The sequence below is a fragment of the Chryseobacterium sp. c4a genome, from assembly GCF_009900745.1.
Taxonomy (GTDB): Bacteria; Bacteroidota; Bacteroidia; order Flavobacteriales; family Weeksellaceae; genus Chryseobacterium.
Window position 1 is genome coordinate 52,243 of sequence record NZ_WXVU01000021.1, and the last position, 23,819, is coordinate 76,061.

Annotated in this window: 19 protein-coding genes; 12 read left to right on the top strand and 7 right to left on the bottom strand. The window is 35.5% G+C overall.

Features of this window, described 5'->3' with window-relative positions:
* Positions 1-126 precede the first annotated feature (126 nt).
* The 12 genes from GTR01_RS21575 (at position 127) to GTR01_RS21630 (ending at position 13,108) form a co-directional block, all read left to right on the top strand.
* Positions 127-822 (top strand): VIT family protein, encoded by a 696-nt coding sequence (locus GTR01_RS21575; RefSeq protein WP_160139791.1) that lies wholly within the window; start codon positions 127-129, stop codon positions 820-822.
* A 200-nt stretch (positions 823-1,022) separates the two neighbouring features.
* On the top strand, positions 1,023-1,430 hold the full coding sequence (gene tssD / locus GTR01_RS21580; protein ID WP_160139792.1) for a type VI secretion system tube protein TssD: 408 nt from the start codon (positions 1,023-1,025) through the stop codon (positions 1,428-1,430).
* A gap of 247 nt (positions 1,431-1,677) precedes the next feature.
* Positions 1,678-3,537: a type VI secretion system Vgr family protein gene (locus GTR01_RS21585; protein ID WP_160139793.1), complete on the top strand. Its 1,860-nt coding sequence runs from the start codon at positions 1,678-1,680 to the stop codon at positions 3,535-3,537.
* A 56-nt stretch (positions 3,538-3,593) separates the two neighbouring features.
* Positions 3,594-4,676: a DUF2931 family protein gene (locus tag GTR01_RS21590; protein ID WP_160139794.1), complete on the top strand. Its 1,083-nt coding sequence runs from the start codon at positions 3,594-3,596 to the stop codon at positions 4,674-4,676.
* An 11-nt stretch (positions 4,677-4,687) separates the two neighbouring features.
* Positions 4,688-6,499, top strand: coding sequence for a phospholipase effector Tle1 domain-containing protein (locus GTR01_RS21595; protein ID WP_160139795.1), 1,812 nt, complete (start codon positions 4,688-4,690; stop codon positions 6,497-6,499).
* A 3-nt stretch (positions 6,500-6,502) separates the two neighbouring features.
* Positions 6,503-7,207 (top strand): hypothetical protein, encoded by a 705-nt coding sequence (locus GTR01_RS21600; RefSeq protein ID WP_160139796.1) that lies wholly within the window; start codon positions 6,503-6,505, stop codon positions 7,205-7,207.
* Positions 7,195-9,324 (top strand): hypothetical protein, encoded by a 2,130-nt coding sequence (locus GTR01_RS21605; RefSeq protein ID WP_160139797.1) that lies wholly within the window; start codon positions 7,195-7,197, stop codon positions 9,322-9,324. The genes GTR01_RS21600 and GTR01_RS21605 overlap by 13 nt, the downstream gene beginning before the upstream one ends.
* Complete coding sequence (locus tag GTR01_RS21610; RefSeq protein WP_160139798.1) at positions 9,302-9,829, top strand: hypothetical protein; 528 nt, start codon at positions 9,302-9,304, stop codon at positions 9,827-9,829. The genes GTR01_RS21605 and GTR01_RS21610 overlap by 23 nt, the downstream gene beginning before the upstream one ends.
* 200 nt (positions 9,830-10,029) lie before the next feature.
* Positions 10,030-11,433 carry a PAAR-like protein gene (locus GTR01_RS21615; RefSeq protein WP_160139799.1) on the top strand — a complete coding sequence of 468 codons (1,404 nt, stop codon included), beginning with the start codon at positions 10,030-10,032 and terminating at the stop codon, positions 11,431-11,433.
* A complete protein-coding gene (locus GTR01_RS21620) occupies positions 11,414-12,271 on the top strand; it encodes a tetratricopeptide repeat protein (RefSeq protein ID WP_160139800.1) in 858 nt (285 codons plus the stop codon). Before GTR01_RS21615 ends, GTR01_RS21620 begins: the two co-directional genes overlap by 20 nt.
* A 13-nt stretch (positions 12,272-12,284) precedes the next feature.
* Entirely contained in the window at positions 12,285-12,656 is a 372-nt protein-coding gene (locus GTR01_RS21625) for a hypothetical protein (protein ID WP_160139801.1), read from the top strand.
* A 14-nt stretch (positions 12,657-12,670) separates the two neighbouring features.
* The gene (locus GTR01_RS21630; RefSeq protein WP_160139802.1) at positions 12,671-13,108 is read left to right on the top strand and encodes a hypothetical protein; all 438 of its coding nucleotides are present in this window, start codon (positions 12,671-12,673) and stop codon (positions 13,106-13,108) included.
* Positions 13,109-13,175: 67 nt separating this feature from the next.
* On the opposite strand, the gene GTR01_RS21635 is transcribed toward GTR01_RS21630, so the two are convergent.
* From GTR01_RS21635 to GTR01_RS21665, 7 genes are all read right to left on the bottom strand, one after another.
* On the bottom strand, positions 13,176-17,354 hold the full coding sequence (locus tag GTR01_RS21635) for a hypothetical protein (RefSeq protein WP_160139803.1): 4,179 nt from the start codon (positions 17,352-17,354) through the stop codon (positions 13,176-13,178).
* A gap of 26 nt (positions 17,355-17,380) precedes the next feature.
* The gene (locus GTR01_RS21640) at positions 17,381-18,031 is read right to left on the bottom strand and encodes an endonuclease/exonuclease/phosphatase family protein (RefSeq protein ID WP_160139804.1); all 651 of its coding nucleotides are present in this window, start codon (positions 18,029-18,031) and stop codon (positions 17,381-17,383) included.
* Positions 18,032-18,049: 18 nt separating this feature from the next.
* A complete protein-coding gene (locus GTR01_RS21645) occupies positions 18,050-18,910 on the bottom strand; it encodes a hypothetical protein (protein ID WP_160139805.1) in 861 nt (286 codons plus the stop codon).
* Between the two features lie 12 nt (positions 18,911-18,922).
* Entirely contained in the window at positions 18,923-19,948 is a 1,026-nt protein-coding gene (locus GTR01_RS21650) for a polyprenyl synthetase family protein (RefSeq protein ID WP_160139806.1), read from the bottom strand.
* Positions 19,949-20,013: 65 nt separating this feature from the next.
* Entirely contained in the window at positions 20,014-21,273 is a 1,260-nt protein-coding gene (locus GTR01_RS21655) for a hypothetical protein (protein ID WP_160139807.1), read from the bottom strand.
* Positions 21,274-21,291: 18 nt separating this feature from the next.
* Positions 21,292-22,749, bottom strand: a complete 1,458-nt coding sequence (locus GTR01_RS21660) for a hypothetical protein (RefSeq protein WP_160139808.1) — start codon at positions 22,747-22,749, stop codon at positions 21,292-21,294.
* A 273-nt stretch (positions 22,750-23,022) separates the two neighbouring features.
* Positions 23,023-23,484: a DUF6438 domain-containing protein gene (locus tag GTR01_RS21665; RefSeq protein WP_160139809.1), complete on the bottom strand. Its 462-nt coding sequence runs from the start codon at positions 23,482-23,484 to the stop codon at positions 23,023-23,025.
* Between the last annotated feature and the right edge of the window lie 335 nt (positions 23,485-23,819).

Below are 23,819 nucleotides of genomic sequence, written 5' to 3' on the forward strand. Positions count from 1 at the left end.
AGTTTGGAAAGAAAGTAATGAAGGTAATATCCATCGACCTCCGAATATACCAAGAATAAAATTCTTTATTATCTATTTTTTTCAGACTTATCATTAGTATAACACCAAATATAGAACGATTTTAATATGCATCATCAATTAGAAAAGCATTATGTAAACAGGGTAGGCTGGCTTCGGGCAGCTGTTTTAGGTGCTAACGACGGATTACTGTCTACAACAAGTATTGTTATAGGTGTTGCAGCAGCAGAGCCGGAGCGCCATATCATTATTTTGGCCGCTTTGGCAGGAATGATTGCTGGAGCAATGTCTATGGCCGCAGGAGAATATGTTTCTGTAAGTTCTCAGGAAGACACCGAAAAAGCAGACCTGATCCGGGAACAACGGGAACTGGATGAAATGCCGGAAGTGGAACTTCGGGAACTGGCTAAAGTATACGAAAAAAGAGGTTGTACAAAAGAAACAGCCATGCAGGTCGCTATTGAACTTACAGAACACAATGCATTGGAAGCTCATGCCCGCGATGAATTAGGTATCAATGAAATTACCCAGGCAAAACCACTACAGGCAGCAGTAGCATCATTTGGATCATTTGCAGTTGGGGCATTGTTACCCTTTACGGTTTCTCTGGTGGCACCGATCAAACAGATGGTTTATTTTCAATATGGTTTTTCTATTATATTTCTGATGTTGTTAGGAGCAATTTCGGCAAGAGCCGGAGGTTCCAGTATTAAAATTGCTGTTCTTAGAATTTGTTTTTGGGGAACCGTAGCCATGGGAATTACAGCATTGGTAGGGCATGTTTTCGGAGTGAATGTATCTTGATACGAAATAAGCTTTTAATGCAGATTTATAGCGGTAACTGTATGATTTTCAATATTAATTTTACCTAACGATTGTTAGTCGTAGAATTACTACACTTTTTGAAATTTCCATATAAAGACTATTTTGTTATAGTAAATACATCTATATTTGGTGACATAAAACAACAAATCACACAATATTAACGATTAAAATTTACGATCATGGCAGAAAGAAATTCAAGAGGAATTTTAAAATTCAACAACGGTGAAGGACAAAAGTTATTAAAGCTTAACTACAGTGTATCAAGATCTACAGATGTATCTGGACGTGTAGCATCAGACCCTTCTAATGCTCTTATCAAAATTACAGTAGAAGCTACAGAAAAATCTGACATTCTGGAAAGCTTACTCAACGGAAAGTACAAACCTACAGTGGGAGAAGTTACATTCAACAAATCTCATGAGGAAGGAACATTAACAACTTTAAAGTGGCAGAATGGATACGTAATCCAGCACGAAGTAGACTTCGATGCTGTAGATGAAAACAGTATGTATATCACTTTTGTTGTAAGTGCAGAACAAATTGACTTAGGGAATTCTGCTTACCATGGGGCTTGGCCTACAGCGTAAGCATTTGATCTCTTAAAAAATCAAGTACATATAAAACAGAATGGTACAATAGATACTGTTCTGTTTTTTTGGCTCTGATAAATACGTCAAAATCAAGGAGGATATACTCAGTGATTTCCTGTGATTATTAAAATAAATCGGATAAAAGTGGATTTTATATCGTAAAAAATTATAATTTTATATAAAGGAGATTGTTTTTAGAATTTTTTTTCTGAATACAAAAGCCTTCCAAACACCTTACATTAATATGAATAATAATACCTCGAATTCCGAAAAGATTTCGGAGAATCATATTCCTGGAATCAACCGTGTGGTGAAGCTGGATATAGTCATTGAAGGTAAAATGATCAAACATTTCAAGCATTTCCGCTTACAGCAAAGTGTAAAGAAACATCATAACTTTGAACTGACATTAGCACATGATACTTTAGATGGTGTACAAAATCATGATCTGGAAGAGGCTCAGCGGTTTCTGGGAAAGCGTTTGACTATCGTTTTTAAATATAAAGATGTAGAAGGAAGCCCTGAAAGAACCTTTGTAGGTGTCATTACAAAAGTAGGATTCAGTCAGGAAAATCATAGCCTGGGAAATATTGTGCTGAAAGGATACAGCCCAACCATTCTACTGGATGCAGCTCCTCATACTCAAAGTTTTGGCGGTGACCAACCTGTGAATATGGGAATTATTGCTACTGATGTTATCAAACAGGGAATAGAAAACAGCAAATTCGATGTGAAAGTGAATGCTAAGGCATCTGCTCAGATTCTCTACAGTTCCCAATACAACGAAACTCATTACAATTACCTTTGCAGAATGGCAGAAGCCTATGGTGAACAATTCTATTATGACGGAGAAATACTTCATTTCGGAAATATGCCTCCTCAGAATAAAGCGCTGGAACTGATTTATGGAAGCAATGTTTCAGATATCAATGTAGAGATGAAAGCTGTTCATATCAAACCCCGTTTCTATGGATATAATAGTAGTTCTAATACAAAACTTACTTCCGGAGAAACACCTATTAAACATGTAGGAAACCTGGCGAAAACAGCCTATCAGAATAACGATAAAATTTTTAAAACCCCATCATTACAAGTCGCTCCCATAAAGGCCGCTACGGATATGGATGTCGTTATCTCACAAACCAGTACTGCCGGAAGCAGAGCTGTAGATGTTTTTACCGTTTCAGGAGGTACCACTATTCCTTTTTTATATCCGGGATGTGTTGCCGATATTAAGATGAGAAAAACCGACAGCAATCAAACTTCTTATTTTACCAAACTGATGGTTACTGAAGTTACTCATGAGGTAGATACCCTAGGACGATATGAAGGACGATTTGAAGCCATCGCCTCAGATACAGGGTATATCCCAACTCCTGATTTTACAGTTCCAATTGCAGAACCTCAGATTGCTACTGTGATATCCAATACAGATCCGCTGGGGCAGGGAAGAGTGACCGTCAGATTCGACTGGCAATTGAATGATACCACCAATTTCATCCGAATGATGGCTCCCGATGCTGGTGGAACCGATCAAATCACTCAAAACAGAGGATATGTTGCCATACCTGAAGTTGGAGACCAGGTAATGATTGGTTTCGTTCACAATCACCCGGATCGTCCATTTGTGATGGGGGGAATGTTTCATGGAGGAACTGCCCTTGGCGGCGGTGTAGACAATCACTTAAAATCAATTCAAACCCGAAGTGGAATTAGAGTATTAATGAATGATGCCGAAGGAAGTGTTACCATCATTGATCCTAGTGGAAACAATTATTTCATGGATGGAAAAGGGAATATTACCGTAACATCTCCTAAAAATATGACCTTTAATGTTGGTGAAAATCTTGATATCAACGTAGGAAACAATATGAGGACAAGTGTAGGAAATGATAATGCCGTAAACATTACCAATAATCACAAGTTTATGTCCAAAAACTATAAGCAGACCGTTAATGAAAATAAAACAGTTAATGTAACGGGAGACTTGAAAGAAACAACATCTACAACAACCCATAAAGCAAAAAATGGAGATATCCTGCTGCAAAGTTCAGGCGTTGCCAAAATGCTGGGTAAAATAGATGCCAAAGTAAACAAGGGATAATAATACATATAATTGATGGATCATCGTTATAGCTATTGATGACCACCATATTTACGATGAATAAAATAATAAAATATTTACTAAGCTTTTTGTTCTTTACTCAGATCTCGTGTCAGGAAAAAAAAGATCATAAAACAACTGCAGCAATGACAAAATATGAATGGAGTGAAGGGACTTCAGCAGCCTTAGGATATCCGATGGAAGTCTATAAAGGAGGAATTGACTGTGAAGGGGGAGAATGGGTGAGTCTGGATAATGGAATGACTCCAGGTACCAATTCCTGGGGTACAGTGAATAATGGTATGTCAAATAGTTTTAAAAGCCTTCCTAAACGTTTAGATTTTATATGGATGTCTTATATGGAAAACCAGTTTTACCTTATTGATACAGCTATTGATACTAATAAGATCAGAGAGTATTTTAAAAAAGGTTTTGATATTAAGGTAACTAATGGAAGCGGTGATATTGAACACTTGACATACAATACATTGGGGATAGGACTAGCTCCAGGTGGAGTGGTAGTTGTTTGGGTGGCAGGAATTGGCTACCAAAAAGAAATAGGCAGATATCAGGCAGAGAAAGTGAAGATCCCTGAATCTGAAATTGCAAAGTTAGACAGCCATGAGAATCGTTTCTGGAGAAAAGATTATCTGGATATGGTTCATACCCGCGAACAGATCATTCCTGCAAAAATAAGGGAAGAAAATAAAGGAAAGCCCATTCCGTTGGGGCTTTGGGATACCTATAGAACACGATACAGCTGGAAGCTGGTTTTCGAACTTCCCGAAAAAGCAAAATTATATCCTTTGGCGAACGTAAAGCTCACTACTATTAATGGAGAGAGAGAACAATTTGAAACCACTAAATCTCCGCTATCTCAAAACGAAATGAGAGCAATACCCACAAGAATTGTATTTGATTTTGTGGGAGCAGATGGAAAAGAATATGGCGGTGAATGTACTTTAAATGAAAAATCAGGCTTTGAAGCATTTAAAACTGTATTTGGAGATAATCCAAATTCAACCAAAGCAGATATAATTGTAAAAGTAAACGAAGCCAATAGCTATTTAACCATAAAACTAAAAGGTGAAAATGGTAAAGAAGCTTTCATAAAGGCTGACAGTATAGAAGTTTTCTAAACACAAAAATTATGGGAAAGACTTTTGTATATAACACAGGGAATGCAAAACCCCTTATAGATGAGATCCATCTTGAGATTGGGGTCTTTTTCGATGGTACTTTAAATAACCTGAAGAATACCGAGCTAAGGGAGAAATACAGAGATGGTAAGAATAAAATATTGCAAACAGATTCCAATGCTGTAATTCAGGAAAAGGAAAAAGCTATAAAAGAAACAAGAAAACAACAGGAAGAACAGTTTGATAATTTAAAAGATGATGACAATTCTGAATATGCCCAATATCTGAGGGGTAGTCATAGGGGATGGCTGGATAGTCAGGGAGTAGATAACAGTTTTAGTAATGACAATACCAATGTAGCCCGTATGTATAAAAGCAGCGAAAAAAATAAATATGGTGTCTACATAGAAGGAATAGGTACTATGGATAACAGCAGGGATGTAGATGATGGGTTTCAATACGGATCTGGAAAAAGCGGAGTGAGAGGTAAAGTAAGAAGAGGCTGTGAAATGGTTGCCACCAGAATTCAAAGTCTTCTTCCTGATGGCAGTTCGAAGAAAAAAATGATTAGGATTACCATAGATACATTTGGTTTCAGCCGTGGTGCTGCCGCTGCAAGAAACTTTGCCTATGAGATCAATGGTAATAAAAGAACTGAAGATGTTGAGATCAAAAAATCAAGAAAAGTAGTTGGATATAAAGAAAGCGGGTCTTACGGTAACGATGCCTTGGTTGCTGAATATGAAGATACTTGGCTGGATAAAGATAAAACAGAAGTAGATCCGAAATACCTTGTTGATGGAAAACTTCCAAAATTCGGTTTTTTGGGATATTATCTTTTAAGTAAAAAAATATTGTCCACTGAACAACTAGAAAATCTGGAGCTTGAAGTCCGTTTTATAGGCGTTTATGACACCGTTTCTTCTTATGAGGAGTTTGGAGATATGGGAACTCTGGAAAGAGTAGGCTATAGAGGGATATTGCATGCTTCGCTAGGTTCAGCACGTAATTTTGCAAATGATGTAGAGCAATTACAACTAAGAAATCCCGGACCTTTCCGAAAGGCGGTTCATTTCACGGCAGAAAATGAGCATCGTGAGAACTTCTCCTTAACTCCATTTACCTCAAAAGGAGTAAAAGAGCCTAAAGATAATCCGCATATTATTGAAAAAGAATTTCCGGGAGTTCACTGTGATATTGGAGGCGCATATGAAAACGGAACAGAAGAAGTTGACGAAATTGAAACCTCCAACCATAAAACGTTCGGGGCATTACAGGAACGGAGACAGCAATTGATTGATGAACATTGGTTTAAACCACCTCAGATTACCATCCACAATACAGCCCTTAATATTCTATCTTTTGGAACTGCATACAGGAAAATCAGAGGAGTTCGGTTCCTTCGAAAAGAATACAGCTATATCCCGCTTCAGTTCATGGAAAAACTTGGAGAAGGGATTTATGATCATCAATTGATGACCAAAACAAAAAATGATTATCCCATAACTGATGATAAAAACTTGGTTGAGGCTGAAAAAATTCTTCATAAATATGTGTTTGAAAATGGAGAACCATGGTCATTTATCAGTGACGCTGAACTTAAAAAGGAAAATGAAAGGCTTGCAGCAAATGATCCTGTGGAACAGCCTAAAGTAACCATTGAAAATGAACATCCCGTGATGAATATTCCTGAGGTACGTCTTCATATCAACAAATCTCAAGCTTTATTAAGAACCATAAGGAATCAATATCTCCATTGGTCAGCCAACAGAGACTGGATGGGAATGGATCCAAACAGTGATTATCAAAGAAGAGTATATTAAAATATGGTGGTAAACGTATTGCAAAACCTTCATCAGAAGACCTATCGGCTGGAGACCATTGTCATAGAACAAAAAAATCCGTTTTATTCCACGCAAAAAAATTATGCAAGGGAAGTAGAGGTCTATTATTATGGAAAAGTAAAGGATCGGCATGATTTTCAAATCCTGGTGACACACTTTGATTTTTCTGACGAGGAGGGTACTATGGATCAATTTTTAAAAAAGATAAGCTATTTATTTGACGAAATAGAGTGTAAAGTAGATGATGAAGGAAATATTACCGCAGTAGATAATATCCTGTTTTTACGATTAAGATGGACAAAAATCCTGGCTAATTTATCTGAAACGCATAAAGGAGAAGCGATAGATCGCTATTTCAGCCAGATCAGTGATTTGCTGGAAGATGAGGTAAAGCTGATAGACTTTCTGGGAAGTTATAACATGTTTGGATTACTTTTTAATGGGCTATTGAATTCATTTGATACTAAAATGAAAAGAGAATCCACCGAAGGTTTTACAGAAATTATGACTCCTGTAAAATCCGGAGATACATTGACTTTGAGAGTATCAGCGGAAAATCTGGAAGCATCAGATGTTGAGTCCTTCAAAGGAGTATTTATCTGTAAAAGAGATCAATATGAAGAAGGTTTCATAGAAATCAAAAAACAAAATTCTCATTTAAAACATTCATTATTATGGATAGGCTAAAGGACGAGGACAAAGAATCGGAAAATATTCTTGGAACTCAGAATCAGGCTTCTGCTCAGGATAATGAGCAAATGAAGGCAGAGAACAGTAAAAAGATGGCGGAAAAACGAGCTGAAAATGAAGGGAAGGATAAAAAAGAAGAAGGCTTATTGTTGGCCATAGATGGAGCAAAGATTAAATTCAATGCTCATTCGGGAACCTTTAAAGTTCTGAATGATGTACCCACAACACAGGATAAACTTACCGGAACTGTAGTAGAGAAACAGGTACCTAATTTTATCTTTGAGGATGGTTTTGTTTTAAATACGCTTACAGAATGGCAAAATTTTGGAAGTGTAAAAGTACAGGATAACGAGGTTTTGTTGAAGAAATCATTTATACCGGGAGTTGGAGCTATCCCGGGAACACCTCCGGAAAGCGGAAAGGTAGAGTTCTCAAATTCTGGTCAAGTGAATATCCCCGAAAAAATAGTTACGAATGGTGCACCTGTACCGGAGCAAAAGGATGCTATCATTAATTTTATTGTATACCCGAGAATCTGGAATGACTTTCCAACGTCGAGTAATTATGGATTTGATTGGAATAGAGATCACGATGATATTTTAAGTCTCAGAACAAAGTCTAAATCGGATATTTTAGATAATTGCATCCAGAACAAGGCATTGTTTGAAGAGAAATATGAATCCAGTAAAATAAATATTAATAAATCAAATTACTATCCTCCTTATTTGTATATGTTTAAGAATCATGGCGAAGTAACAAAATTGGAAGTAGTTTTAAATTTATATGTAGAGATTATAAATCCGAAAAAAACCGAGAAAAATAGTATTCAATTAAAATATGATAAATCGCTCTTTGATATTGGATTTACCAAAGATGGTAAAACGATAGCTTCTGAAGAATTTATGATTTCAAAAGAATTTCTGGATACAAAGAATGATGCCTATTTTAATCAGCCCAGACAATTCAGAAATGATAAGTCAGGTAAACCTATATCTCCTAAGATGACGGCTTATGAACCTCAATTGATAAAAGATGGCGATAGTATGAAGCTTGAGCTTTCCAATTTAATGATTATCTGTAAAAATACTTTTGAAAAGGATCAGCCCGTTCAGTTTTTTGATTCTGAAAATAACCTTATTGGCCTATTGATCCTTAAACCTAATGATAAAGCTATTTTTTCGAATAAATCTTTTCATTTTGTAAAAGTATTGAGGAAAAGTAATAAACAAAGTGATCTGGAAACTATAAACAAAATGATAATAGAAACTCCATTGTATAAAAATGGAGAATTTTTAAAATTTGAGGATGAAAATACGGCGCTTAACAATATCGTAGAAGGAATTAATTGTTTTGGGATCAGCAAGCTTCTGGTCAATCTGAAATCACAATATAAGGTTTCAGAATTAGAAGTGGATGATGCAGAGTTGAAAACGAAAAATATTATTTCAGATAATTATGTTTTGAAGAGGAACGAGTATACCACTTTTATAGAAAAGAAAATCAACTGCAATAATAACGAAATGTACATCTTCTTTTCAGCAATCAGAGAAAATAATAATGTGGCAGCATCCTATGGGTATCATAAAAACAGAGGACTTTTTTATTCTTCTAATATTGATACTTATTTTCATGAATTAGGACATTCATTTGGATTAGCTCATACTTTTTTAGAGGGAGATGAAGATGAATATGTGAATCAACTTAAAGCAAAACTAATAGATCCGAACGGTTATTATGAAAAACAGAAAATTTACCTTGAAGATTTCGAAAAGCGTATTGGTAATTATAAAAAAGACTTAAAAGAAAGAAAACCGGAGCATTATCCATTTAATTTTGGAAATGAAAAAGTTAAAAGTAAAAAAGATTGGGAAACCAGAATTTTTGAGTTGGAAGGTAAATTGAAGATTGAAAAGCAGGAATATGAAGAAAGCTTAAAGGAAATGGAAAATAAGATTAAGCTGTATGAAAAGATCAAACTGTATAATAATATAAGGTTTAAAAAGGGTTCAATTGATAATATTATGGAATATCCTGATACCTCTGTTGCAGGAACCACGTTTTATTACCAACATGAAATAATAAGAAAATTAAATGATGAATTCCAATTTTTATAAACTCATTATGGTACTTTTTATGGTGTCATGTGTCAGTGAACCTATTGTATATAAACAGGTAGATTACAAAGGGGATATTTTTTATGGCGATATCAGGCAAAAAAAGACAGGAAAATTTATCTTTCCGAATATGAACTTTTCCTATTCTTTGTATAAAGGAGAATTAAACGGGAAAATACTTCTGATAGAAAAATCGGATACCATCGTATTCGGTAATTTTAAAAGAAATCAACCTATTGGCAAATACATCAACAGGATTGATCGATGCTATCAATGCAAATATATCTTTCGTAAAACAGTTATTGAAAAAATTGATGGTGAGGGAGCGTTTAATAAACAGTCGAAGAAAGATGGCTATTGGAAAGAAAAATCTCAGGAAGGAAATTATAGTAATGGAAAGAAAAATGGAGTCTGGAAGATGTATCAATATAATGATTTGGAAAATTCTCAAAATACAATAAAGGAAGTGATGTATAAAAATGATAGCCTTATAAACAATAAGTGAGAATGTCTACTGATTTCAAGTGGTTTACCGGTCTTGACTTTAGAAGAGCTTTCTAACTCTAGATCCAATAGTGAAACTCTAGAGGATTATTTAGATTACAGACAGAAAACAGATAGTACTTTCAATATAAATCTTTTTCGTAAGTGAAAATAAGAAACTGGTAATAATTTTTAACATTCTCATTTAAAACATTCATTGTTATGGATAAGGTAAACAACGGCGAAAATCCTACTGCTCCAACTCCTGATCAACAAAAGGAGGCGAACAGAAAAAAAATGGATGACAAACGTGCTGCAGATGCCGAAAAAGAAAAGGCTGAGGCTGGCCTAAAAGTTGTCATCGATACAGCGACTCTGGAATGTACACTATGTACCAATCCCAAAGGAATAATGGTAGTAAATTACAATACTCCCACCATTCAGGAAAAGAAAACAGCAACGGTAAAGGAAAAAGGGCCTAAAAGTCTTGTATTTACAGGAAACTGCCTCAAAAGTCCTAATGCTGCATTTCCTTGTGCCAGTGTGATGAAACTTGGAGAATGGAAAAAAGTAGGAACTTATAAATCTCAGGAACAGCATGTATTGTTGCAGCAAAGTACAATACCCTGTACTTATGGGCAGATTGATATTAAAATTACCGATAGCGGCCAGGTGCATAACCCAGAGAGTATTGAGGCAAAAGGAGTACCAGTACCGGATCCGAAAAGCGATGAAAAATGTTTCTGTGACAGAGATTTGACATTAGATGAATTAAAGCTTGTTGTCAAACAACTCAGAGCATCTGAAAAGAAAAAATCTACAGCTATATTTTCTGATGAAAACTGTCCTTTACCTGCTGCTGATACTACTTACGAAAGACTACTGGAAGAGTTAAACGCTATGTTCAAAACGTATCATATCAATACCTGTATAAGAAAAATACACTTTTTTGCTCAATGTTATCATGAAACAGCTAGATTGGGAACTACTTTAGAATATGCCAGTGGAGTAGGCTATGATCCCGGTAATCATCCTGAATCTAAAGATCATGGGCATATTGTAGTAGGTGATGGCCCAAGATATAAAGGAAGAGGAGGTATGCAATTGACATGGAGAGACCAGCAAAAAGAATATCTAGCTTATGTAATTTCAAAGAAACCTCAGCTCATACCGGGGAAAAAGATAGAAGACCTCTTTGACAGAAAAAAACAGTATCAGGAAAAGTATATTTACACCAGAGATAAACTTGATGATAAAGGAAACCCGATGTTAGATAAGAAGAAGAAAAAAATAAAAGAAAAAGTGGTTGATCTGGTAGATATAGATGGAGCTGGATTAATTGCCAATAGTTTATATTTTGCCATTGATTCGGCGGGCTGGTTTTGGGATATTTACAAAAAGGTAGAATATGGGGCTAAGGCGAATAAAGTAAAGTATAAAGAAATATTACACAGTAATATGAATGAAGTATCTGATTATGGTGATAAATATCTTTCGATTATATCCAAATTTGTAAACGGAGGAGGAAATGGAATGGAAGAAAGAAAGGTGTATTATAATGAATTAAAGACAAATGTATTTAAGTTTAACACAAAATGTATCAACCGTGATAAAATTAAAAAATAAGGCTTTTAAAGTACTATCAGTTATTTGCTTGTTCTTCTTGAATTTTTTATCAGCACAATCCAATTATTATGATCTGGATCTAGATCATCTTCAGGATGAGGTGGTGTTGGAAAAGAATCTTGTAACTGTTCATTTTGGAAATAAAAAGACAAATAGTTTTGAATTACCCGAGATTACAGCCCTCAACAATGTCAGTCTTGGATATACAAATCCTTCCGAGATCTCAATACATTATGGAGGTGGCCGGGGATTATATGGAGCTGTAAACCTTTTATATAAAAAAGATTGGTACATAAAAAATGTTAATTTCTATAATCCTTGCCAGGAATGTGAAGATCAGAATTTTAAAATTCTTACTAAAAATATTAATCTTCCCTTAAAAAATATAGATCCAGAAGCTTTGGAAATCGATTCTAAAGGGTTTAAATCTTTGACATTTTTTGATCATCAAGGAATCATAAAACCATATAAGGATCTTAAAAAACTTTATGAAGATTTATTGAGCTACCCTTTGTTGTCAGAACGTTTTAATGAAACAGGATTGCTGGATTTTAAAAAGAAGTTTTCCTTATCTCAAAAAAATGTAGATAGTTACAATAATATAGCATTTGCTCTTTTAAATAATGGGAATTATACAGGAGCTATCGACCTTTTGAAGGAAATTATCAGTAAATCCCCAAATAGAACCGTTGCTTATCTGAATTTAGCAGACAGTTACTGGAATATAGGGGAAAAAGAGAATGGAAAGGAATATTATAGAAAATATATTTCTTTAATGCTAACTCAGAAAAAGGATAGAAGCAAAGTTCCCGGATATGTTTATACAAGAGTAAAATAATAGGGTTATTTTAATGAAAATAAAAATAGCTTTGGCTCTTATTTTATTGAGTGTTTTGATGAAAGCACAGGAGAAAAAGATATGGAGTAAAGCATTAGGAGTAAATATTATCCTACATCAGAAAGTTACCGATGACAGCACTTATGTTTCCATAGACAGGAAAGAAAATAAGTGGCTCGGTAAAGATGTAAGCATAAAAACGGTTAATTACTGGAGTCAAGCTCCTGTAGAAGTTACCGTGGATTGTTGCAAAAAAAATGCTCTGATCATCAAACGAACATTCCTGGGAAATAATATTGTTGGTGATCAACTTTATTTCAAAAAAAATAAAGGAAAATATTATTTTACTGTTCTTAAAGAATTTGAACAAAAATCTGAATCATAAGTAAGAATGTAGTCTTGAAAAAAATTATACTATTAGTTCTGCTACAGCTATCTTCCTTTGCTTTTTCTCAATCCGGGAAGAAACATCTGCTAATTCCTATATCTCATTCCTATAAACTGGGTTTTAATACATATAATAAAGAGTTTAAAATGTATCAGCAGCCCTTTATTTTGAATGGAAGGAAAAAATATACCATAAAAGGATATGGCAATATGAATTATTCTGATGGGGAAATTGTAGGGATTTCTCCCAATCACAGGTATATTGTGTTGGATCATATCTCAAAAGGATATGTAGAAGATGGAATCCAAAAGAGGCTCTATGAAAATTACCTGTGTGTAATTATTGATGTTTCTCAAAAGGCAGTTGTTATGAATATGCAAAGCGATTGTAGCGGAGAATGGAATAAGAATAACCAATGGATCAACAATGGTAAAATAATATTTCCATAAACCATGGATATAAAAAGTGTGGTGAAATGTATATTTTTTAGAGTGAAAACTTACAATTCTTTCATGATTAATTCAGTTTTTCGATAAATACATCTACTTCCAAATGCTCATATTCCGCTAGAATAGAAATCGCCTCATCAATATCCTTACTCATATACGGTGAAACACTTTTTATCTTGCTTAAATAAATAATTGTGGTTTCTGCAGGTTGTATTTTTAATAATTTTTGATTGTCAGGAACAATAAATTCATTCCAGATTTCAGAATTCATCATAAGAGAACTTTGTAGATTTTCCTGATTGCTGTAGTATAGGAACAATAATCGCTGTGCATCTTCAGTTCCTCCAATGGTACTTAAAAACGATTGTGAATACTCAAACAGGGTATAAGAACTTGCTGATCCTGTTAAATGGCTTACTGTATCCATGGCACAGTTTTCAGCTATTGAAATAAGATAGTTCCATACTTCTGTAGATGCCACTCCAAAAACATTGACGATACTTTTCACGATTTCAGAGAAAGCATAATCTACCTGTTTCATCAGATCACAAATGTTTTTCCAGGAAACAATGTTGAAAATATCTTTTAAAACCTGCGCGACATCATCGGCAATAGTTATTAAACCATTTTTAACCCAATTAAGCCACTTCAACGGTTCTTTCAAAATGGCATCTATAATAAGGTCTCCAATGGTATCAGGTAAGTTTTCAAAGAAAGATTGAGAAATATTTACCGATACATCTACTAAATTAAAGGAATCTCCTAAGATCTCTACCGTGAGTGATGCATTAGCACTTAAAGTTAAATTTTTTGAAGGGTTGGAAACGGCAATCCCTAAAGCTGCTTTAATATTGGTATTTACAGGTATTTTTCCGGCTGCTCCCAAGTTAAGTTCACCTATTCCCAAAACAGCAGATCCTGCTACTGAAAAGTCGTCCAATTTTGTAAAAGTACCTTTTACATCCACATCCACTAAAAAGTATTTGTCATTGATTTCAAAATTGATTCCTTCTTTACGGATATTGACATAGATACTAATTCCATCAATATCTAAGAAACTAACCTTTCCGTCTATCAGGAAATGAGGATTCTTCAGATCATCATTTTGTTGCGTATTATCTGTAAAAGTAGACATCGAGAGTACAGGATTTCCAGTACCATTAGCTCCACTGATCTTAAATAGTTCAATGCCGGCTACATCCCAGTTAATGCTATTAACCTCCTCATTAATTTTAATCCCTTTATCAGGTAAAATTTCAGTATTTGACTGCAATTGAAGAACAAATATACTCACATTGCCTATTGCCTTGAAACCCTGAGGAAAAGTAATACTGCCTATCGCTGTACTTTGAGGGGCGAGATATAGTTGTGCTTCTAAATTTACATCGATCTTGTTTCCATTGAGTTTCAGCTGGTAATGTGTTATTCCATTATCCTTATCCATTGTTGTTAAACTCCAGATACTGCCTCGGGTATTGACAACCAGCAGACTTTCCTGAATGTTGTTTGAAACTTTAATATTGTGTGCAGCAAAGGCTGCACTGATCTTATCCAGATCCAGATCATCCAATGCCGAAGAATTACTTTTATCAATACTGAAAGCGTTGATCCCTTTTACTGCAATTTCTTTTAATATATCATTGAGCCATTCCGGAAGCTCTTCTCCTATATTTTTTGAGAATACAGAAACTATATCAAACAGACTGATATCACTTATGGCTCCAGCTAATAACGATTTGGCCGGATCAGCTGAATCAAAAAATACAGCAATAGAACTGTCAAATCCATTATTAGTATCAATTTGTCCTGTAAATCCAAAACTAGGAATGCCTTCTAAATCAACTCCTACTTCAAGGGCTAATTGGCTGAATGTAATGCTTAAAGAATCAGTAAGATTAAAACTAGGTGTAGATCCCTGAAGAGTACCGGAAATAAAAGCACCATTAGGAACAATTAATAGTTCAAGTGAAAAAATTACTTTTTGTGACCCGAAATTAGTTGTCAGTTTACCCAGAATAAACATCCCTGGTTCGCCCCCTGCAATGAATGCTCCCAGCTGTGCATTGATGGTACATCCATTGAGAACTCCGGAACTTCCTTTAAAATCAAGATTGATGAAGAATTTGGCATTTTGAGAAGGGTTTTCACCTATAAATAAGACCATTCCCAGCTGTCCGGAAAGTCCGAATAACTTTGAAAGCGTCCCCTGACCGCCACTGGAACCAAATACAACATTAGCATACGCATAAAATCCCGTATTGTTGCCCGTTTGTGAAGGAATAGATATTTTTTTGGCTTTGATATTTGGATTTTGAAACTTATCAAGATCAGGAAATGTAATGGCACTAGGATCTACCGAAGTAACCAGTAGCATAAGATCCGAGAGCTGAAATATATCTTCCAGAGGTTTAAGGATAGAAAGTCCGTTGATAGAACTTAATGCCTTACTTCCCAATTGAAATCCAAATGCAAGACCTGTTTTGCCGTTGTCATGTACAGCCTGAAATAAGAAAGCACCATAATTATCTACTTGAGTAGCAAAGAAAAAAGTATCTTGTGATTGCACTTTCTGTATCAGAATAGTGGAATTGAGTAACTCAATGTTGAACCCTTTTGGAAAAGTTATAGTGTTGTCACAAAGTTCACTGATAAGATCTGTAACATTGATCTTTGGAAAATCTCCACGAATCATAAAATCTCCCGGTGTATGATAGGAAACTGAAATTACATTTTTTGCAAACTCTAAAGATCCTGAAAGGGTAGCTTCTGTTTGTGTATTTTTTGAAACCTCAGCACGTACATCAAAAATGGTTATTGGCTTAGGAATATTCAATGTCCATGCTGGGTCATTAGCCAACGTTATATAGAAATTAAATGAGCCTTGTGATAAATCAGAAGAAAATGACATATCGTCTATGGTGAGATCAGGAGGTGCTGGAAGATCCTGAAGATAGGTTTTAAACAGTTTTGTTAGTGGTAAAGTGGTGCTATGTTGCAATTCTGCGGCAAGCATAAAATCAGGAGCCTGCAGGAGAACAGAGAATGGAGCGTCTGCTATAGTGAGTGTGGCCTTTAAAGCCAAAGAAACATTTCTTGCTGCCTGGAACGGATTAATGATAATAAATTCGGAATAAATATTGGAGACTATGAAAGACGAACTTATAGGAGACCAGGACAGTCCAGGTAGTCCAACGACAAGAGAAATGGAGGTAATTCCCAAAGAACTCAAATCGTTTTTAATGGTAATGCTGGCTTTCTCAAGGGTTAATTTTTCAAGATTTTTAATACCTTTCTGTATATCTGAAGGTAATACTTGCGTTAAGCCATCTCCATTAGCAAGATCAGTAAGTTCCAATAAATTTTTAAATGAAACTCCATCAAAACTCCCCACAATCGTTGTGATTTTTTTCTGAGGATTTAAATAAGCATTTACAGTTACGCTTACATTCAAACTTGGGATAGAAAGTTCCCCTTCAATGGAAGCTACGGGTTGGTAAGAATTATTTTTTGTTAACCAGTCACTGGTGATGGGAGAGTATATTCTTAATCGGGTATTGGTAAGTTTTAATTTATCGGAAAGGCTTATTTCAATCCCCAGGTCTGTTCTTAGATTAATCCCAGGTACCGGATCAGGCATATCCCAGGGAAACTCATCATAAGGTACAGCCGAAGCAGATTGTTTATCACTTGGGATATGGATTTGTCCTTTCAGGAAAAAAGTTTTAGATTTTTTAAAAACAGAATTAAAAATTCCCACAATATTTAAGGGATCAAAACTACTGTAGAAATTTAATCCTCTAGCCAGTTGTTCACCATTATAAGGATCCTTCATCCCATTTGTACATAGAATATAGTACGATTCGGTAAGCACAAGTGAATCTAGAAAATTAGATTGTGGATTAGAAAAGTAAAAAGATGGAAGAGTAGTGAAATTCTGGCTGAATTTCCAACCATTTTGTGATTTTCCTGTTAATGTATACCTGATAAATGCTAATGGATTACCAGATGAATCAATGCTGAATATTGCTGTAAGCGGAAGATTTTCCGAATTCAGAAAAGATGAGGTTCCTGTTACAGTAATATCATTTTCCGTAACTGTCTTTTCGGCTTTATTAATTACTAAATCATTTCCCTGATTGTATTCTTCGAGTAGATCGGAAAAATGACAATCCGGTAAAGAAACTGAGGTTAATCTGAGATTACCATTAGTGATCTGTAACAAATTATTTAATTCAGCTAGAGTCATCTTGTATATTTTTAGGGTGAAGAATTTCAAAAATCAAGAACAATAGGCAGGTGATCAGACCCTGCTCCTCCAGGCACAATGGTCTGCAAAGAAAAATTGGCGGGGTTATTGGTCAAAACATAGTCGTACATTTTGGGCATTCCTCCTATATAAGTGGCCGTATTGGGTTGAAATGCGTGGTTCTGTACAAAAGGAGTTAATTTGTAAGGCTCTACGTTATGATCACCAATGACAAGCCAATTTTGTCCCGCATGTAATGCATTTAAGGCATAAGTAAGAAATGTAGCAGCTCTCTCAGCTCCTATAAAGTAAGCAGGAGCATGAAATACATAAATATGATAATTATTGTGAATGCCGGCATAGGCAAGTGCGCGATCTACCAGATTGGCAAAATTATTACCACCCGGTCTTCCCGGATATCCGGCTCCCACAGGCGGATTAATTCTTGTAAGCTGAATTAATGAACCGTCATTATTCGTTGCTCCGTAACACAGTTGTGATGAATTTTGAAGCCTGTAAGTTATATTTTGTGCTTGAGGCGTTTGTGAGGCTGTCGTCAACTCACAAAGCAGCATAATATCAGGAGCTTGGCTGTAAAAAACATTTCCGATAATACTTCTACGATTATCATCACTTGTCCAGCCTAATCTTTGAACATTCCAAAATAAAATCCTCATGACAAATTATTTAGATGATTAAAAAACGGCTTGTGATAAAATACTATTAAGCTGATTGGTGATCATGGTTCCTATTTGATTACGGGCTGTATCACTTGATAACTGTTCTTGCAGCTGTGCCAGTATTTGTGTTTTTGCTCCATCGGAATTCAGAGCTTCTTCAGCCAACTTTTCATACGTTTTTTTATCTCCTTTTCCTGCAGAATTTATCGTTACTGAAATAGTAAGTGCAGTTTTAGGAATAGCAACGATCATAGAATTTACCGTTACAAGAAATGATGAATCAGGCTGAACCGTAATAACCGAATCACAGTTCATTGTTAGTTGATTGTTTTGTCCGGCTGGAGAGATCACTGCCGAGAAAGTTCCTTCACCATCTGTGCCGAACTTGGATGATGAAGAATCACAGACTTGTGATCCTCTGTTGGGAATACAGCAGCTTTGACTCAACGTGAAATTTCCATTTACTGTAATCGTTGTAGGAAGTCCGGAATTTAATATGGTACAGAAATCAAGGACAACAGATACTTTGGGTGCATCACTGTCAGGATCAATCACATTGGGCTTTTCTGGCAATACATTAATCAAACCGGCTACCTGGATAGAGCTTAATACAATTTGAGGCGGGGAAGAAGAAATACCCTGCGCCGGATAATATTGATCAGGAGTGGCCTGTAAGCAAATTTGATTGGCCCCGGTGGTGATACTATCACCTGATAAGTTATCCAAATCCCAGTCGCCATCTACAACATACGGATTGATGTTGGGATTATCTAACTGCTTTAATAGATCCGGCAGGTAGTAATTACTTGAGGAGTCTCTCATTTTCTTTTGAAGCAAATTTAAAATGGCTTCCAGTAAACTTAATGATGCATTCATGGTATGTATAGTTTAAATTGTAGTGGTAGTTTCTACAGCCTTTTTTCCATTAATTACTTCAAAGGCTATTGATTCTAATGCGGATTTGTAAGGTGAATCACTGAAAACAGATAGCTGATGTATAGCATTGAGCATGATTTCTCTGGCTTTGTTATAGGTTTTTATAAAACTTTCAGAGGTTACAACAGCATCTACGGCTTCTTGCAAAGCGGTATCACTTGTTGCCTGATCCGTTAGGTAGTTATAAAGCGCATTGTTTGGAGGCAATTCTCTCAATGCATTAATGATGGGAAGTGAGAGTTTCTTTTGTACAAGATCTATATGTTGTTGCTTTCCGGAATTGTCACTTGATTTCAAAAAATCATTGATGTCATCCATAATTTGGTAAGATTGTCCAAAATACCGTCCAAAAAGGCTTAATGCTGCAAGGTGTACAGATTTTGAATTGGCTAATGCAGCTCCGGCTTCACATGAAATTCCAAATAAAGCCGCTGTTTTTCGATCAATGATATTCATATAACTACATTCCATTTCTATTAAATCATCATAGGCCTTTGCTGGATCAACTCTCAGTTCATCAATTTCGCCTATGCAAATTTCATAGCCTGCTTTTAGAATCTTTTCGATAATGGAAATATCCTCCTGTACAACTACACTTTTTAAAAGTCCCCTCATAGCCTGAAGAAATTGTAAATCTCCGATGAGAACTGCCATATTGGAACCTCTTGCTTCTTTTATTGACGGATATCCTCTGCGAGTGGGAGCACAATCAATAATATCATCATGGATCAATGAGGCGACATGTAACATTTCAAGAGATACTGCTGAAAGAATTACTTTGTCATCTAACGGAAGATCCTCACGTTGACTAAGTTTTGCACTTAACAGCAACATTATTGGACGGAGGCGTTTCCCTTTTTTGTACATCTTTTTTTCCAGATCGGTTAAATAGCCCTCTTGTTCTTCAATAGCCTGATCGAGCTTAAAATCATATCTTGCTAATTCATCATGCAAAATAGTATCGATGGTAGGATTCATGGCATGTTTAGATTTAAGATTATTTTTTGTTTGATTCTGAAGTCAAATATTTTACTTTATACTCCTTAGCCCTTATTAATATTGATGTTTCCTTGAATTGTGAGACAGTTCTGTATATTCCCCATGCTCATATTGGCACCAGAAATATTGAGATTTATATTCCCATAATTAACCCCAATCTGCGGAAGTTGAAAAGAACCAAAAGAAATAACACCTACAATTTGTGAACTTAATGTAGCTGTTACCGTTGAGGCAATAGCTGAAGCAATTAAATCAACAAACTGACTGACAATCGGAGGTACCCAGCCACTAACATTGACAATTGAAGCAAATGAAGAGCATGATGAACCATTTACCGAAATGTTGTTATTACTGATAGAAGTTGTACAAGTTACAGTTGGGGAAGGAGTAGCATATACGTCAAAGTCTATCCCGGGATGACTGCAGCCTATCGTGATACTAGCACCCGCTGACCCCTTAAGATCCATATTGATACGGAGATCTGTTCCTGAAATAGAAACTTTCGGATTTTGAATGGTAACAGTTGCATGGTAATCGGCGTGGGTAATACCTAGATCAACAGAACCGGAAGGGCCAAAAGTCTTTCCTGCTACTGAAGCATTTACTTCCTGTTGCAAAGTATTATTACTCAAAACAGCAAAGAAATCATTTGAGGGAAACCCAAAACCATCAATGGAAGGTACTGAAGGATTTGAAGATATATTGGCAAAAACCAGTATCTGTCCGTTTTGAATAGCAGCACGAGATCCTCCAAGGCTTATGTTGGGTAAAGAAAGAGGAGGAATGGATACCCCTTTTAATGCTCCGCCTAATACATTCATCATTTCGGGAATGATAAATTTATTGACGATATTCTGATTCACTGCTCCCTGAACTGTTATAGAAATACTTAAAATATTTAAACTGGTTTGTGAACCATTCGTGGTAACACTTCCTCTAGCATATAAAGGAACTGTTACAGGATCGCTGCCAAATGACATCTGAAATTCTTCGATTTTAAGTGAAAACCCATTCCCTGAATCTGCCATAAATTCTGCAACCTGGCTTTTAGTTTCCGGAGATACAATCGATGATAATAAGGGATATTTCTCAAGATTACAGGTTTCTACAATTTGTTTCGCTTTATCCAGAGAGGGTGGGGTAAGATTAATGACAGGTGCTGTATTGGCCTGCCAATTAACAGTAATACCCGATGCATCAATAGAACCCTTGAAAATTGAATCTTTTCCTTCAGTATAAAAAGCTGAGGTGATTTGATTAAGAGCATTTTGGCTTATACCAATTGCAATATCAAAATTTGCCATAATAAATACATTTGATGATTATCCGAAAACTTTATTCAACGCTTGATTAATTCTGTCCGTCATATAACCCAGTAATTGAGTGCTATTTAACGCTTCATTCGTTTTTTGCTGGGCAAGCTGATGTATATAAGTAGCTGAGGCATAGTGTTCCATAATTTTGGTCACCAAGCTGCTCCCGGAATCTGAGGGTTTCAAATTATACATAAGAGGAGGGATAACAGCAGTTATTGATGTAATTTGCACACTTATAGCACTTTCGGATGTTATAATTTTACCATTGAATGTTACAGTAGGAACAGGGATGGTTAAACTATAAGTTCCGGAGACAGGAGTACTGTCTTTTAGGTTTCTTGATAATTTATTGGCTGCTTTAAGTTGTAAGAATTCTTGCTCCATTTCATCTACACGAATCATAGCATCTGTATAGAGCGGATAATCATCATTTGATGCAGCTTTGGCTAAGCTCATTCCGGTCTTATGTTTGCTTGTCATTTCACTAGTGGTGATAGGAGCATTGTTTTGAACATTGTTCATTGCCGTATTTACAGTGATACCGTTGGCGTTTCCCTGGTTAATAGGTTTTGTATTCTCTCCAAAAACGAAAGTAGCCTCCTTTGCTTGCTGTAGCTTATCAATTTGTGCCTGAACAGACGCTGGTATGGTTTGTCCTGAATATTGATTTTGTAGATCACTTATTTTATGATCTATCGACTTGATCATTAGTCCCTGGCCTATGTAGGAATGTAAATTATACGCTTCATAACCCACCACTTGATTATTGCTGTCAGGATTTTGAGCGGCAACAGTGGTCTCAGAGGAAAGAATTTTGCTCGTTACAGTGACTTGGGTTGTTCCATCAGGCCCTTTACCATTCGTTTGGTAATAAGCCCAGTTATAATTAAAAATAGTACTAGGATCATTGGCGATATCATTATATACATTGTTATTATCATAATAAGTACTTACCAGGAACTGGCCATTCTCGCCTTGATTTAATAACTTAGTACGATAATCTTTTGCCTGTATAATTCCCGGTGAATCATCAATATCAGCAGCACTAAGCGCTTTTTTCCCCGTTAGGCTGCCTAAAGCCCAAACAGAATCTACAGCACACATACTTAAACCAGTAGCAAGTACGTCAAACTTACCAGAAGATGCTAATGCTGAAATCTTTACCGTTGCAGAAAAGGCTGATCCATCAGCTGGTACATTAATTCCATCGTTTGACATTGTATTTAAGCCCTGAATAATATTATTAGAAAATTCGATAGAAATACTGCCTAGTCCAGACTCCTGAAATAACGTGAATGGGCCATACTTAGGGATATCTAAATTTCCTAAAGGATCTACTGTTATTCCATTGGCTTTTATTCCGTTTAAAATAACATCTGGTAAATAATAGTCAGGATGCTTTTGCTTATTCCAAAGCATGTTCCACGCATTGATGACAATTTGTTGGTTAGGATTAGTGTCCATTGTATTATAAATTTGGGGTTGATTTAATATTCATAACCTCAGAGAGTTACCTATCAAAGGAACGAAGTAATTAGGGGATATTCTACAGTAGTAATACTTAAATTTATCTTTAAGTAGAAATACTAAATATATCAATTGTTTGGGATTTATTTTATCTGTGCGATGAAATAGGGAATGTAAATAACCAATAAGATTCAACAAAAAACTCCCGAGGTTTATCTCGGGAGGTCATTATAATCGGTGATCATATTTTAAAAAACTAAAGACTATATACTACTGCTTAACCCTTTTCCAGCGTAGTTTAATGAAAAGTAGCTCTATATGTTCATAGAGTTTTATAAGCTCGGGAGTAGCCTCACTAAAATGATCATGTACTTTTTTAGATTTGCCTTTAGAATAAAAGATTTCAAGATCGGTAGAGGAAAAATCAGTATATCTAACATTTCCGTAAGATTTATTTAAGGTATTGAAGTCCAGATGAGTAATCACTTCCCAATCTAAATAACCCAGTTTTGAGGTGTAAGTACCGTTCAGATTATTAGGTATATTTCTTAGAGCCTCCAGATAAACTTTCCCATCTTTATGAATAATGATCGTATAAACCAGGCATTTTCCTGACATACAGTCGCTCTTTTTAATGATTACTTTCTCCACAGTGTTGGCAGAGTTAGCTTTTTGTTGACCACTGCAAATGATTGCAAACGAAAGGAAGATCAATGAAACAATATATTTCATACTATAATAAATGTGTTGGTGTTCAAAATAGTGGCAAAGGTACAATATCTTCCATTCATCTCAACATACTGTCATACTTCCTTATTGATAGAGAGGAATTCAACGAACAAATCCATATTAAATCCTGTTCATGTCATTCATAATATGTCGAGTAATAGAGCTGTAATTATTAGATTTGCAGCTAAGATCAATGCTGGAATTTGGATCTATTGAAGCAAAAGATAAGACAGTGAATCATTCTGATAATTGAGAAATACAGTTAGAGAATAGAAAAATGAAATGATGGTGAATAAGTATTATTTATTAAGCTGAAAAGAGGAGAAAGGAGCATCAGC